The sequence below is a fragment of the Thalassospira sp. genome, from assembly GCF_002709775.1.
GTDB lineage: Bacteria > Pseudomonadota > Alphaproteobacteria > Rhodospirillales > Thalassospiraceae > Thalassospira.
This window is the reverse complement of sequence record NZ_PAQR01000025.1, coordinates 31,512-46,967: the sequence shown is the minus strand read 5'-3', so window position 1 is coordinate 46,967 and position 15,456 is coordinate 31,512. Positions and strand designations below refer to the sequence as shown.

The window sequence follows — 15,456 nt, the reverse complement described above, 5'->3', positions numbered from 1 at the left end:
GAATGGTGTGACAGACGGGATTTCGCATGAGGATGCCGGGGATTGGCCGCTTGATCGCCTGATGGTGATCGGCACCAATCATCGGCGCTCAAGCGAGGATACCCGAGACCGTCTGTTCATCGAAGAAGCCCGACTGCCGCAGTTTCTGGCGGCGATCGAACAGGCCCGACTGGGGCAGGCGGTTGTCGTTTCGACCTGTAACCGCACCGAAATCCATCTTCTGGCGTCCGAGGCCGAACGCGGGCGTGAACGCCTGATCGATCTGATGTCGCTTTGGGCCGATCTTGATCGTGACCAACTGGCGAGCGAGCTTTATATCCGATCCGGTCGCGATGCCCTGCGCCACATGTTTGCGGTGGCGGCATCGCTTGACAGTCTGGTGATCGGCGAGCCGGAAGTCTTTGGTCAGGTCAAGGATGCGCACCGCATCGCCCGAAAGCATGATCTGGTCGGGCGCGAGTTGGAGCTGGTCTATCAGACCGCCTACGCCATCGCCAAAAAGGTCCGAAGCCAGACCGGCATTGGGCAGGGGGCAGTTTCAATCGCGGCTGCTGCGCAATCGGTTGCGCGCGACCTGCATGGTGATCTGAGTGATTGTACCCTGCTTGTCGCTGGCGCGGGTGACATGGGCGAACTGATTGCGGCATCCCTTGCCGAACGGGGCATTGGACGTATTCTGGTGACGGACAGGTTGGCTGCGCGCGCACGGCTGGTTGCGCGGCGCCTTGATTGCCATTGGTCGGAGATTGATGATCTTGATCGATTGCTGGCCGAAGCCGATCTTGTTCTGACGGCTGGCGGATCGCGCCGCTACATGATCGACAAGGAACGCGCGCTGGCTTCGGTCAAACGTCGCCGGTTCCGTCCGGTCCTGATGATCGATACGGCCGTTCCGGGTGATATTGACCCGCAGGTCGACGAGATTGATGAGGTGTTCTTTTACCGGATCGAGGATCTGGAAAAGATTGCCGCCGAAGGACGCGGCGGGCGCGAAGAAAAGGCCGATCAGGCCTGGGCATTGATCGAAGCTGAAATTGACAGCTTCGTGCGTGACCGTGCCCAACGCGCAGCCGTTCCGGCGATTGCCGATCTGCGAAAACGGTTCGAGGCTGTCCGGGCGGATGCGCTTAGTGAAAGTCACGGGGATGCGGAAAAGGCGACCCGGCTTTTGGTTAATCGCCTTTTGCATGCGCCGACACAGGCATTGAAGGATTTGGCGACGACAACGGACGGTGCAGGCACCGTGGAATGGGTCAAGGCCCAGAAACTGTTGGCGCGCCTGTTTGAACTTGAAGACAAGCCGCTTGGCGCTGATCAACATCACGATCAGGCCAGCGACCCTGAACAGGAGAATTAAGAGTGAGTTTGGACCTTGGGAAACTCGAAGGCGTCACACGCCGGTTCGACGAACTCAACGCGCTTCTTTCAAGCGGAGAGCTTGATGGTGACGGCTTTTCCAAGCTGTCGCGCGAACATGCCGAACTGGCCCCGGTGGTCGAGGCGATTGAGGCCTATAAAAAGCTTCTAAGCGATCTGAAGGACGCCGAAGAAATTCTGGCGGATCCGGAAAGTGATCGCGACATGCGCGAAATGGCCGAAACCGAAAAATACGACATCCAGGACCAGCTGCCCGAGGCAGAGCGTCAGATGAAACTGATGCTAATCCCGAAAGACACGGCAGACACCAAAAACGCTATCCTCGAAATCCGCGCAGGCACCGGTGGTGAGGAAGCGGCCCTGTTTGCCGCTGATCTGTATCGCATGTATCAGCGCTACGCCGAAGGTCGGGGCTGGAAGTTCGAACAGATGGATGCCAGCGAAAACGACCTTGGCGGTTTCAAGGAAGTGATCGTCAACGTGTCGGGCACAGACGTGTTTGCGCGCCTAAAATTTGAAAGTGGCGTGCACCGTGTGCAACGCGTGCCGGTGACCGAGGGTGGCGGGCGTATTCATACGTCCGCTGCGACCGTGGCCGTTCTGCCCGAAGCCGAAGAAGTCGATATCAAGATCGATCCCAAGGATCTGCGCATTGATACCTATCGGTCCCAGGGGGCGGGTGGTCAGCACGTCAACACCACCGATAGTGCGGTGCGTATCACCCATATTCCGACCGGTGTTGTGGCGGCCAGCCAGGAAGCCAAGTCGCAGCACAAGAACAAAGAAAAAGCGATGAAGATGCTGATGTCGCGTCTTTATGATCAGGAACGCGAAAGCAAGGACAGCGAACGCGCGGCTGACCGTAAATCACAGGTCGGATCGGGCGACCGTTCAGAGCGCATTCGCACCTATAACTTCCCGCAAGGGCGTGTATCGGATCACCGCATCAACCTGACGCTTTATCGGTTGGATGATTTCATTGCCGGTGGTCCGGCGGTTGATGAAATGATTGATGCTCTGATCGCCGAGGAACAGGCCCAGAAGCTTGCCGAAATTGAAAGCTGATCATGTCTTCTGACACCCCACCAACCCTTGGTGCCCTGATGGCGGAGGCCGTCACGGCCCTGACCAATGCCGGTATTGAAAATGCGCGCATGGATGCCCGCATTTTGTTGGCGCGTGCGGCCGGTGTTGATGGTGGGCGGATCAGTGCCTGGCCCGAAGACCCTGTGTCAGGTGACAAGGCCGACGCCTTTCGCGCCATGATCAAACGCCGTATCGGGCATGAGCCGGTCGGGCGTATTTTGGGGGAGCGCGATTTCTGGCGTCATACCTTCAAACTGTCACCTGAAACGCTGGAGCCGCGACCCGATAGCGAAACGCTGGTCGAATGGGCGATAGATTTCCTTGAAGATGCCGATGCGCCAAGGATTGTTGATTTCGGAACGGGCACGGGGTGCCTCTTGCTGTCAGCCGTTGGCGATCTGCCCGGGGCAACCGGGATCGGACTTGATCTGAGCGAAGGGGCAGTGGCCTGCGCGCGCGAAAATGCCCGGTTGCTGGAGCTTGATGATGTGGTCGAGTTTCGCGTTTCGGATTGGGATAGTGCGCTTGATGAGACTGATCGGGCAGAGGGATTTGATCTTGTCATGTCAAACCCGCCCTATATCACCGCCGATGAGATGACGACCCTGTCGCAAGAAGTGCAAAAGTTTGATCCCCGTCTTGCTCTGACGGATGAAGGCGACGGATTGGCGGCTTATCGCGCGCTTTCGCAAGTGGCGTTTGATCTGGCAAAGCCGGGCGGTTTTGTGATCTTTGAAATCGGTCGCGGCCAGGAAAAGGATGTGGGTCAGTTGCTGGTTGAAGCCGGTTTTGTCGGGGTGGAATATCGCGAAGATCTGGGCGGAATTGTTCGTTGCGTCGCGGCAAAGAAAACCCGCTGTTCGGTCGGGCGTTGCGTAATCTGATTATTCCAGACCTGTGATGTAAAAAAAGCACGGGCGAGTGAAAAAAACAGTTGGAATAACCGATCAAGCCATATAGGTTGAATTGAACGGGCCGGGTGCCCGACGCGCTTATGGAAGCGCCGTGTTCCCCTGTAAACAGTCAACAATCTCCGCTCCTTTTTATAAGGGTCCCGGCAGGTTTGTACAAATGCCGTGATCGGCGCTGTTTAGCGGGAAATATGTTTTTCAGACGGAGTGGTTCCGGGGCCGATGATGCCGCCGGATTGTCCTTCAACACCAAAGTCATGTTGATATGAGAAATAACAATAAACGTCCGCGCGGACGGCAACAGTCGAATAAACGTCCAGTAAATCCGAAATTCCAGAATTTTGACAGCAATGGGCCGGACGGCCGCGTACGCGGCAATGCCCAGCAAGTCTATGAGAAGTACATTTCGCTGGCGAAGGATTGCACTGACGATCCGGTTCTGGCTGAAAACTTCTATCAGCACGCTGAACACTATCACCGTATTCTTCAGGCCGCCCAGGAATGGGAAAACCAGCGCCGTGAAGAACGTGGTGGTGATAACAATCGTCAGCGCAACAACCGTGGCCGTGACGACCGCAACGACGCCCAGTCCAATCAGAACGATGATCAGCAGGGCGACAGCACCGAAAATTCCGATGCATCGTCAAACAATGACGATACCAACACCCCGGTAGAGGCAGAAAATGCATCTGCCGAAGCGTCGGAAGACGATGGTGGCAAGCCGAAACGTGCCCCACGTGCGCGCCGTTCGGATGCACGTGGTCCAGGCCGTGGTCGCCCGCGCAAATCCGATGACGCCAATGCCGATGAAAATGCACCGGTCGAAGCATCTGGCGATGACACAGCGGCAAATGCCGATGACGCTGATCAGGGCGAAGACGGCGAGAAAAAGCCGCGTCGTGCTGCTGGCGGTGCTGCGCGCACCCGTGGTCGCCATCCGACCGCGCGCCGTGGCCGCAGCCGTGCCGCTGGCCGTGAAGACGAAGAAGGTGCCACTTCTGACGAGGGATCCGAGCCGGTTTCGGCCTGATCTGACAGAAGGCGGTCTTTCAACATGACAAACACCCCTGTAAGCCAACGCTTGCAGGGGTGTTGTCGTTTGGGTTTGTGCGCCAAATCCGCACATACCCCCAAAGACGCAGTGCTTTAAGGGATGCGAAACTGTATAAGCATATAATCGAATACCCCGCGCAACTGTCGATTAACGGTCGCACGGGATCTGGGACAAATCACAAAATAAAACCGTGAAGCCAAGATCGGCATCAAACAGCCGGCATCCTTTTACGGTAGAGGCGCATTCTCGGGGAGTGTTAGATGGGGACTGGCTTATTTCGGGTCGTCATGGTTTTGCTATGGGCTCTTGGCGGTATGGTTATCGCCCTTGGGCTGTTTAATGGTGACTATGAGTTGGCCCTTCTGGGGGCTGTCTGTTTCATCGTCCCGATGTTCATTCCGCTCGTTGTCATTGTGCTTAACCGCATGAAGCCATCTTCATCTTCCAAATCAAAGAAACCCAAGCTGGGCACAAAAGGCGCCAAATCACGTGGCGAAGGCGACTGGGCCACCCTTGAGGACCTCAATGGCCGCAAGCTGCTTGATAAAAATCCGGCATTTGTGCTGGGGCGTTGGGGAAATGACAAACGCCTGCTTGGTGCCAATGGTCTTAAACGTGTTCTGACCTTTTCGACCAAACCCGAAGAGTATTACCGCGCCTCGGCCGAACCGAATGCATTGCTGCATACCGGCAACCTGTTTGTCTATGAGCGGTATGGCAGCATCTTTCGCGCCATTCACGAGCGCCGAACCAAGCTTGGTCAGAAACTGATCGTGATTGACCCGCACAAACAGACCGGTGTTGAAACCGAACATTTCAATCCGTTTGATTTCATCCGCCAGCAGGGTGAAGGCCTGATTACCGATACCGGCCTTATTGCCGATACGCTTCTGGCGCCGATGTTTGTCAAGGAACTCGATGAGCAGGAAGTCCGCACCGCAAGGACGCTGTTGCAGGGCTTTATCGTGTTCACGATCCAGCGCAGTGAAAAGGACAACCGAAACCTTGCCGAAGTGCGCCGCAACCTGACCATGCCATCGCACCGGTTCTACAAAATCCTCGAAGAAATGATGAGCATCGAGTCCGCCGATGGCCGCATTTCCGAGGTGGCGCTCAATATCCTTGATATGACCGAAGATCAGCGCATGAAGATCATCGAGGCCTGCCGGGCCTGTACCGAAGAGTTCGACAATACGCAAATTGCCCGTCTGGTCAGCAAAAGCAGCTTTACCCTTGAAGACATTACCAGCGGTCCGGTGTCGATCTTTGTCATTGGGCAGCTGGGCGGCGAAAGCCCGGAAGTTCAACCATCCTTTAGCCGTGTGATGCTGGCTGGCATGATGAACCTGATCAATCAGCGCGGATGGAAATCGGGTGATCCGGAATTCCTCGTGCTGCTGGACGGGATCGAAAGTGTTGGCCGCATGCCGTTGTTCGAACGCCTTCTGGGCGGTGGTTATGGCGATGGCATGATCGTCTGGCCGGGCTTCTCGGGTGTGAGTGGCCTGATGGATGTGTGTCTGAATTGGGAAAATGTCGTGGGCCGCGTTGATGCCATTTCGGTGCTGGGGCAGGAAGGGGCATTTAACCTGGATTGGGTGTCGGGCCTGACCGCGATGTCGAAATTCGAAGATACCGGGGGTGGAAAGGATACCAGCCGCCCGGTGCATCTGCGTTCACAGGATAATCAGCCGATCTTGCGATCAGCCGAAGTGGCCCGTTTCCCCAAGGAAGAACAAATTCTGTTCCGCAAGGGATGCCCGCCCATTCGCGCCCATCGCATTGACTGGTATCACGACGAGATGTTCAAGGGCATGGCGGTCCATGCCCCGACATTCAATTCCGGTAATGACTGATAACGCTTAGGCGATGGTCAGTTCATCGCCCGGTGCAATCGTGCCATCGCCTAGGGCCTCAAGATACACGCCCATATAAAGGTGGTTCACACCCTTGCGCAGCATCAGCGGTACATTGATATCGGCAATGGCGGTGTCCGGATTGACGCTGGTCGCCTTGCAACGCGTGATCGGGTGCACGACGCGGAACGAAATGTCATTGATCTTGATGATCTTGTCTTCGTTCCATTCCAGTTCTTTCCACGGTTCCAGCCCGTCAATCAGAAGGTTGCCACGGAAACGCATCGGATCAATCTCGTTTTGAACGATGCGGGTGCCGAAATCACGGATTGATGCCAGGTTCAGCAGCGATATGAACGGTTCTTTCATGTCGCCGAAATGGGTGTCGGGCACGGAATAGATTTTCGGCGTACCGGCAATGTCGTTTTTCAGGAATGCCTTGAGGAAATCCTCAACCACGGTGCGGCCCATGGCGTCATCAAGCTTGCCTTTGCAGATGGCGCGCCCATTTCTAAGAATGGTCAGGGTCGTGGTGGCATCATCATATTCGGTGCCGATTTCGGCCAGCTTCGGCGTGTTGACCAACTGCAGGAAGTTGCTTTTGCGCGCCCATTCGTGCACGCCTTCCTGTCCGACGGACGACTGTGTGGCAATGACAAAGCGACGATCATCGGTGATCATGTGGTGCGCGCTGATCTTTGCTTCTGCAAGATCAACACCGCGCATGCCCTTGACCGGGTATCTTTTGATGGCTTTGAGTTCGATCGTCATGATCTGTGTTCCTGTATGGCGCTTTGGCATGCCGGATTAAGCGGGACGAGTGGCATGCATATCGGAGCGACGTTAGAACGTTGTTTTGCCAAGGGCAACCCTGTGTCACATGCAAAATTCAAGACCGTCGCCTGCTATCTGGAATAATGCCAGAAAGCCGTGTTGCGGTGCACAAATAATTCTTGCAACTTTTGTAGGGGTATGTGGTTGCAAACGCGCTAGACTGAGACATATCAATGTTGTCGCTGTCGAAATAATCTATAATTTTAGAATTCGGTAATGACACCAATGCCGTGGACGCTTCCAAGAAGGTCCACATCGTCTGAATACTGTTGGCTCAAGGAGTGACAGGAATGGAATTTGAAAACTTTACGGATCGGTCAAAAGGCTTTCTCCAGTCGGCGCAGTCCCTTGCGTTGCGAGAAAACCATCAGCAGTTTGTCCCGGTTCATCTGCTTAAGGTGCTGCTTGATGACGAAGAAGGTCTGGCAGCCAATCTGATCAAGGCATCCGGCGGTAAGCCGAAGGTTGCCCAGGAACGTTGCGCGCAGGAACTGGCAAAATTGCCAAAGGTTTCCGGCGGCAATGGTCAGATTTATCTTTCCTCTGAATTTGCGCGTCTGATCGATCAGGCACAGGAAGTCGCCAAAAAGGCCGGTGACAGCTATGTCACGGCTGAACGGTTGCTTCTGACCATCGCACTTGACCCGAAATCAACTGCGGGCAAGGTGCTGGCCGATGCCGGTGTCACCGCACAAGGGTTGAACGGTGCGATCAATGACATCCGCAAGGGCCGCACGGCCGATAGTGCGGGTGCCGAAAACCAGTATGACGCGCTTAAAAAATATGCCCGCGACCTGACCGAGGCCGCGCGCGAAGGCAAACTCGACCCGGTCATTGGCCGTGACGAGGAAATCCGTCGTGCGGTGCAAGTTCTGTCGCGCCGGACCAAGAACAACCCGGTTATGATCGGTGAACCCGGTGTGGGTAAAACCGCCATTGCCGAAGGTCTGGCACTGCGTATCGTCAAGGGTGACGTGCCTGAAACGCTCAAGGACAAGAAACTTCTGTCGCTTGACCTCGGTGCGTTGATTGCCGGTGCGAAATTCCGTGGTGAATTCGAAGAACGCCTGAAAGCGGTGCTGAGCGAAATCGAATCAGAAGCCGGTCAGGTGATCCTGTTCATTGACGAATTGCACACGCTTGTCGGTGCCGGCAAGGCCGAGGGATCGATGGATGCATCGAACCTTCTGAAACCGGCCTTGGCGCGTGGTGAGCTGCACTGCGTTGGCGCGACGACCTTGGATGAATACCGTCAGCATATCGAAAAGGATGCGGCACTTGCCCGTCGTTTCCAGCCGGTATTTGTAAATGAGCCGTCAGTCACTGACACGGTATCGATCCTGCGCGGGATCAAGGACAAATACGAACTCCATCACGGGGTGCGTATTGCCGATAACGCACTGGTCGCGGCTGCAACCCTGTCAAACCGTTACATCACTGATCGGTTCCTGCCTGATAAGGCGATTGACCTGATGGATGAAGCTTCCTCGCGTCTTCGCATGGAGCTTGATTCCAAACCGGAAGAAATCGACGAACTTGATCGCCGTATCATCCAGCTCAAGATCGAGCGTGAAGCGCTCAAGAAAGAGCAGGATGCCGCGTCCAAGGACCGTCTAGGTCGTCTGGACAAGGAACTGGCAGAGCTTGAAGGCAAATCCGCCGAGCTGACCGCGAAATGGGAAGCCCAGAAGAAAGAACTGGCCGCTTCAACCCATATCAAGGAACAGCTTGATCAGGCCCGCGGTGAACTTGAACGTGCGATGCGTGATGGCAAGCTTGATCGTGCCGGACAGCTTCAATACGAAGAAATCCCGGCCCTTCTGGCGCTGCTTGAAAAGGCGGAAAACGATCCGTCGCGCGGTATCAAGGAAGAAGCGGTTACCGAAAAGCACATTGCGTCTGTCGTGTCGCGCTGGACCGGTATCCCGGTTGACAAGATGCTCGAGGGCGAGCGTGAAAAACTTCTGGAAATGGAAGACACGCTGCGCAAACGGGTTGTCGGTCAGGATGATGCGGTGCGTTCGATCTCGAACGCGGTACGTCGTGCCCGTGCAGGTCTGCAGGATCCAAACCGACCGATTGGTTCGTTCCTGTTCCTTGGCCCGACGGGTGTCGGTAAAACCGAGCTGACCAAGGCGCTTGCGCAGTTCCTGTTTGATGATGAACAGGCCATGGTTCGGATTGATATGTCCGAATTCATGGAAAAACATGCGGTGGCGCGTCTGATCGGTGCACCTCCGGGCTATGTCGGCTATGAGGAAGGCGGTTCGCTGACCGAAGCGGTACGTCGTCGGCCGTATCAGGTCGTCCTGTTTGACGAGGTCGAAAAAGCACATCCCGATGTGTTCAACGTCCTGCTGCAGGTTCTTGATGAAGGGCGTCTGACCGATGGACAGGGACGTGTTGTCGACTTCCGCAATACGCTGATCATTCTGACCTCGAACCTTGGTGGGGAGATCCTTGCCAATCAGGATCCGGGTCATGACAGCGGTGAGGTTCGGGCGCAGGTCATGGAAATCGTTCGGGCATCGTTCCGTCCGGAATTCCTCAACCGTCTGGATGAAACCATCCTTTTCCATCGTTTGCACCGCGATCAGATGGGCAAGATCGTCGATATCCAGCTTGGTCGTCTTGAGAAGCTTCTGTTTGATCGCAAGATTGATCTCAAGCTTGATGATGCTGCCAAGGATTGGTTGGCCGAAAAAGGCTATGACCCGATCTATGGTGCCCGTCCGCTCAAACGCGTTATCCAGCGTTATCTGCAGAACCCGCTGGCAATGCAGATCCTGGAAGGCGGGATCAAGGATGGTGACACGGTTCCGGTCTCGGCCGAGGGCAGCGACCTTCTGCTGAATGGCAAAAAGGTCGAGGTCATTGAATAAGGCCGCCTGACATATCACATACAAAACCCCGGTTGATTAACCGGGGTTTTGTCTTTTTCGGGCCATGATTACTCTTCATTGTCTTTCCCTTCACGGGCAATAACGCAAATGGCAGGACCACAGATGCGCAAACGTACTTCCGATCATGTTTTCAAAGCCGGTGCTGTCGCACTTGTTGTTGGTGTTCTGGCTGGCGGAACCGTCGCGCCGGTTCATGCCCAATCCTTCTTTGACAAGGCAAAGCAGGCGCTTGGCGATGCGATGAATTCTTCGGGGTCGGGAAGCACATCGGGGGGCGGTTCAGGGATCTCGGCCCTGTCATCGGATACGGTCGAGCAGGGGCTGAAACAGGCACTTGATATCGGGGTGGATCTGGTCACCGATCAACTGGGGGCCGTTGATGGCTTTAACGCCGATCCGGTCGCGCATATTCCACTGCCCGACGAAGTCCAGACCGCCCAGAAACTGATGAGTGCCGCAGGCCTTGGAAGCTACGCCGATGAAATCGAATTGCGGATGAACCGTGCAGCCGAACAGACGATGCAGGATGCCGGGGATATTCTTATCAATGCGGTAAGCCAGATGACGGTCGCCGATGCCAAGGGCATCTTGCAAGGCCCGGATGATGCCGCAACCCAGTATCTTAGGCGTGTTTCAGGAACCGATATCGAGGGCCGCCTGCGCCCGATGATCACGGATGCCCTGTCAGATACCGGTGCCTTGTCGCTTTATGATCAGATGGTGGGGCAGTACGCCCAATTGCCGTTTGTCCCCGACCTCAAGGCATCGCTGACCGATCACGCAACCGATAAGGCGATGGATGGCCTGTTCCACTACATCGCCCTTCAGGAAGCTGACATTCGAAGCGATCCGACCCGCTGGACGACCGATATCCTCAAGCAGGTCTTTTCAACCGTGAACTAGGGGCGCGTCCCTTAGCGGTATTTTTCCGGCAGCGGTTCCCAGCGATCGCGCATATCGGCAAGTGTTTCATCGGGCACCATATGGATGCTGCCAAACCGGCCATGGCATTCGACAATCTGCAACAGAATGTCGTGCTTGTCGGCCATGTCGATATAGGCCTTCATTTCCCAGAAGCGGGTAAAGGTGTTCGAGACAACAACGTCTTGTCCCTCGGACAGGGCGTTGTGGCATTCCGCCTCGCACCGGGCGTGGGTCTGCGACAGGCGGGTGCCATCAAACTCGTAGAACCCTTCATGATCGACCATGAACATGTCTGCTTCGAGATGAACTGCACCGGTGGCCTGGCACAGATTTTTGGCGAGTGTCGATTTACCTGATCCGGGAAGACCCCGGACCAGGGTAAGGGTTTGTTTGATTTCTTTGGGGCGCGTCATCGTCTTTATGGTCAGTCGTTTGGTGTTTTATTGGCCGCCACGCTTGCGCTGATAAAGGCCGTCAAGCTGCTTGCCATAGGCTTCGCGGATCTTGTGACGGCGTATTTTCATCGACGGGGTCAGCATTTCGTTATCAATGGTAAAGGGTGCTTCGGCAAACATGAAGCTGCGCACTTTTTCAATCGTCGACAGGCGCTGATTGACGTGATCAATCGCGGTGCGGATGACTTTGCGGAAGTCATCATTCTTGCCGAGCTCTTCGATGGAGTTTGAAATACCATTCTCGCGGGCGAACTCGCGCATGAAGTCTTCTTCCGGCCAGACGACCGCCACCAGATAGGGTTTGTCATCGCCATAGACCATGGCCTGGGAAATCTCGGTTTCAAGGGTCATCAGGCCTTCGATCCGCTGGGGCGAGATATTGTCGCCACCGGAATTGACGATGATGTCCTTCTTGCGATCCGTGATCATCAGGCTGCCCTGTTCATCGAACTTGCCGATATCACCGGTATGCAGCCAGCCATCAATAATGGTCGCCGCCGTCACATCCGGCAGGTTCCAGTAGCCCTTCATCATACTTTCGCCGCGCAGCAGGATCTCGCCATCATCGGCGATCTTGACCTCGGCCCCGACCATCGGCGGGCCGACAGTGCGCAGCTTGTTGTTTTCCGCGCGGTTGCACGACACCACCGGGGCAAATTCGGTCTGGCCATAACCCTGAAGGATGCGGATGCCGCACGATACGAACAGCACACCCAGTTCGTAATTCAGCGGACCGCCACCTGATACCATCGCCTTGATCCGGCCGCCAAAGCGCTGGCGGAGCTTGCGACGGAGCAAGAGTTCACAGGCAAGGTTCTGAAGCTTTTCGATCAGGCCAAGCCGTTCGCCTTCGTAATTCTTGCGGCCCAGACGCAGGGTAAGATCAAACAGCTTCTGCTTGATGCCGCCTTCCTTTTCGACCATACGGCTCATGCGCTGATAAAGCATCTCATACAGGCGCGGCACAGCCGTCATGATGGTCGGTTTGACTTCAGCCAGATTGGCCGCCAGCTTATCGAGCCCCTCGGCGTAATAGATCTGGGCATCGATACTGATCGGGAAATAAAGGCCGGCAGTATGTTCATAGGAATGCGACAGCGGCAGGAAGGACAGGAAGATTTCCTTGTCGATGCCAAGCGTATCAATAATGTCAAATGCGCCCATGCAGTTTGAAATGATCGCCCCGTGGCTCAGCATCACACCCTTGGGCGACCCACCCGTGCCGGATGTGTAGATCAGGCAGGCAAGGTCATCACGATTGATCTTGGAAATCCAGTCATCGACATCATGTGTCAGGCCACGCCCCTTGGCGATCAGGTCATCCCAGCGCGAAATGGTAATATCGCCGACAAAGCTTTGACCCCATTCTTCCATCATGATCGCATGGCGGCAGCGCCCGCTATCCAGGGCGGCATGCAGGAAGGGCTGGGCAAGTTTCTTGGTCGAGATAATGGCAATCGCCGCACCACTGTCTTCGATCGCGTGCAGGTGATCGCGCTCTGTATTGGTGGTGTAGGCGGGGACGGTCATGGCGCCAACGCACATGATGGCAAGATCGGCAATGCCCCATTCGGTGCGGTTTTCCGAAACCAACAGAACCCGGTCGCCAGGACGTACGCCTATGTCATAAAGGGCGCGCGCAAGGGCGCGAACCTGATCGGCGGCCTCTTGCCAGCTTGTCGGGACAAATTCCTTGCCCTCTGAATCCTTGGTCCAAAGAAACGGCGTGTCGCCATGTTTCTTGGCCTTTTCAAAAAACATGGTCGGCAAGTTTTGCCAATTGGCATAATCCTGCAAACTTGTCATGACGTTTCCTTGCCTCACTCTTGGTTCCCGCGAACGGGCAATCTTTGCGCTGCCCTGATGGTAACGCTGTCATTTCCTTTTTCCTTATACCCGCGCGAGCGCGCAGCAGATCGGAATAAACGAACGTTCCAAGATGAATTTGTTATCAGGGATTGCACAATTGCGCAGCCTGAAAATGACATTTTAAAGACCGAATTGTCGCCCATGTCACAGAAACGCGGTCTGGGGTGCCTTGTTCCGGTCAAAGGCGCCGTAAAATGCGGTTTGTTTGGCCCTTGATGCGGCTTTGCTGTTGTCCGTAGCACAGGGAACGATATGATCGACCCAGCAATTTGAAACCGTATCTGTAAACGGGTCTGGTGATATGGCTTTGACGGGCTATATATCGGATCAGGACGATTAAAAAGCAAAGGCACACACCTTTGCCGCTGCGGATCGGATGCACGCGACCAACGAGACTGTCTGGAGGACAAATGAACGCGATCAACAAGAATTTGCCGACCTGGGATCTGACCGATCTCTATAACGATCTGAAAGACCCGAATATCCGGCGCGATCTTGATGATGCCAAAAGCCGCTCTCAGGCATTCCAGCAAAGCTATCAGGGCAAGCTCAATGACTTGTCGGGTGATGAACTGGCGGCTGCCATTGCCGAATACGAGGCCATCAGTGAAATCTGCGGCAAGATCGGATCGTTTGCGCAACTGAAATATGCCGGTGACAGCTCGGACGCGGCCATTGGCCAGTTCTATCAGTTCGTTCAGGAAGAAATGACAGGCATTTCCAGCCTGTCGCTGTTCTTTGGTCTTGAAATCAACCGTATCGAAGATGCGTCGCTTGATGCCAAGTATGATCAGAGCGAAGCCCTTCGTCGTTATCGCCCGTGGCTTGATGAAAACCGTGCCTTCCGCCCGCATCAGCTGTCCGACGAGGTAGAGCAGGTCCTGCATGAACGCCGCGTTGCCGGATCGGCCGCGTGGGTGCGCCTGTTTGATCAGACGATGGCAGAACTCCGCTTCCCGATTGATGGCGAAGATCTGACCATGTCAGATGCCGCCAACATGCTGTCTTCAAGCAAGGTTGAGGACCGCAAGAAGGCCGCGAAATCGATTGGTGACGTTCTGGGCAAGAACATCAAGCTTCTGGCGCACATCACCAATACCCTTGCCAAGGACAAGGAAATTGATGATCGCCTGCGCAAATTCGCAACCCCGGTATCGTCCCGCAACCTGTCCAACCAGGTCGAGGATGAAGTTGTCGACGCGCTCAACACGGCCGTTAAGAACAGCCATGCCGATCTGTCGCACCGCTATTATCGCCTGAAGGCGAAATGGTTCGGCGTTGATCAGCTCGACTACTGGGATCGTAACGCGCCGCTGCCCGATGATGATGATCGTCAGATCGATTGGGATACCGCGCGTTCGACCGTGCTCAAGGCTTACGGCGAATTTTCCCCTGAACTGGCAGAAGTCGGTCAGAAGTTCTTTGATAACCCGTGGATCGATGTACCGCCGCGTGCGGGCAAGTCATCGGGCGCCTTCGCCCATCCGACCGTGCCGTCCGCACACCCGTACCTTCTGCTCAACTATCATGGCAAAACCCGTGACGTGATGACGCTTGCCCATGAGTTGGGCCATGGCGTGCATCAGGTCCTGGCCGGTGAGCAGGGTTATTTCCTGTCTGATACGCCGCTGACACTGGCGGAAACCGCATCGGTCTTTGGTGAAATGCTGACCTTCCAGTCGATGCTGCGCTCAGAGTCTGATCCGAAGATGAAGCGCATCATGCTGGCCGGCAAGGTTGAGGATATGCTCAACACTGTCGTGCGTCAGATCGCGTTCTTCGAGTTTGAAAAACGCGTGCATGAAAAGCGCCGCGAAGGTGAATTGACCGTTGATGAGATCTGCGACATCTGGTTGGCCGTACAGCATGAAAGTCTGGGCGATGCCATCCGTTATGAAGACGAATACAAGTACTATTGGTCTTATATTCCGCACTTCATCCATTCGCCGTTCTATGTCTATGCCTACGCCTTTGGCGATTGCCTGGTGAACTCGCTGTATGATGTTTATCAGGGTGCCGAAGACGGCTTCCAGCAGAAGTATCTTGATATGCTGAAGGCCGGTGGCACCAAACGGCATAAGGAACTTCTGGCACCGTTCGGACTTGATGCATCGGACCCGGCCTTCTGGCAGCGGGGCCTTAATATGATCAAGCGTATGATCGACGAGCTGGAGGAGCTTTCCTGAG

The 15,456-nt window shown here is 55.4% G+C and carries 11 protein-coding genes; 8 read left to right on the top strand and 3 right to left on the bottom strand.

Annotated features, from left to right (window positions below; all coding sequences use genetic code 11):
- Positions 1-7: 7 nt before the first annotated feature.
- The 5 genes from hemA (at position 8) to CMO10_RS10240 (ending at position 6,284) form a co-directional block, all read left to right on the top strand.
- A complete protein-coding gene (gene hemA, locus CMO10_RS10260; protein WP_297021531.1) occupies positions 8-1,357 on the top strand; it encodes a glutamyl-tRNA reductase in 1,350 nt (449 codons plus the stop codon).
- Between the two features lie 2 nt (positions 1,358-1,359).
- Positions 1,360-2,442 carry a peptide chain release factor 1 gene (gene prfA, locus CMO10_RS10255; protein WP_297021529.1) on the top strand — a complete coding sequence of 361 codons (1,083 nt, stop codon included), beginning with the start codon at positions 1,360-1,362 and terminating at the stop codon, positions 2,440-2,442.
- Positions 2,443-2,444: 2 nt separating this feature from the next.
- Positions 2,445-3,347 (top strand): peptide chain release factor N(5)-glutamine methyltransferase, encoded by a 903-nt coding sequence (gene prmC, locus CMO10_RS10250; RefSeq protein WP_297021526.1) that lies wholly within the window; start codon positions 2,445-2,447, stop codon positions 3,345-3,347.
- A 292-nt stretch (positions 3,348-3,639) separates the two neighbouring features.
- Positions 3,640-4,404 carry a DUF4167 domain-containing protein gene (locus tag CMO10_RS10245; RefSeq protein WP_297021523.1) on the top strand — a complete coding sequence of 255 codons (765 nt, stop codon included), beginning with the start codon at positions 3,640-3,642 and terminating at the stop codon, positions 4,402-4,404.
- Positions 4,405-4,688: 284 nt separating this feature from the next.
- On the top strand, positions 4,689-6,284 hold the full coding sequence (locus CMO10_RS10240; protein WP_297021520.1) for a type IV secretory system conjugative DNA transfer family protein: 1,596 nt from the start codon (positions 4,689-4,691) through the stop codon (positions 6,282-6,284).
- 6 nt (positions 6,285-6,290) lie between these two features.
- Here the strand turns inward: CMO10_RS10240 and CMO10_RS10235 are convergent, their stop codons facing one another.
- Positions 6,291-7,055: an MOSC domain-containing protein gene (locus CMO10_RS10235; protein ID WP_297021517.1), complete on the bottom strand. Its 765-nt coding sequence runs from the start codon at positions 7,053-7,055 to the stop codon at positions 6,291-6,293.
- Positions 7,056-7,408: 353 nt separating this feature from the next.
- Here CMO10_RS10235 and clpB point away from each other — a divergent pair, with 353 nt between their 5' ends.
- Entirely contained in the window at positions 7,409-10,000 is a 2,592-nt protein-coding gene (gene clpB, locus CMO10_RS10230) for an ATP-dependent chaperone ClpB (protein ID WP_297021513.1), read from the top strand.
- A gap of 123 nt (positions 10,001-10,123) precedes the next feature.
- Entirely contained in the window at positions 10,124-10,924 is an 801-nt protein-coding gene (locus CMO10_RS10225) for a DUF4197 domain-containing protein (RefSeq protein ID WP_297021511.1), read from the top strand.
- A gap of 11 nt (positions 10,925-10,935) precedes the next feature.
- On the opposite strand, the gene CMO10_RS10220 is transcribed toward CMO10_RS10225, so the two are convergent.
- Positions 10,936-11,358, bottom strand: a complete 423-nt coding sequence (locus CMO10_RS10220; protein ID WP_044828147.1) for an ATP-binding protein — start codon at positions 11,356-11,358, stop codon at positions 10,936-10,938.
- A gap of 27 nt (positions 11,359-11,385) precedes the next feature.
- Positions 11,386-13,206 (bottom strand): AMP-dependent synthetase/ligase, encoded by a 1,821-nt coding sequence (locus CMO10_RS10215; RefSeq protein ID WP_297021509.1) that lies wholly within the window; start codon positions 13,204-13,206, stop codon positions 11,386-11,388.
- Between the two features lie 473 nt (positions 13,207-13,679).
- Between CMO10_RS10215 and CMO10_RS10210 the strand changes: the two genes are divergently transcribed.
- Entirely contained in the window at positions 13,680-15,455 is a 1,776-nt protein-coding gene (locus CMO10_RS10210) for a M3 family oligoendopeptidase (protein ID WP_297021507.1), read from the top strand.
- The last annotated feature ends 1 nt before the right edge of the window (position 15,456 follow it).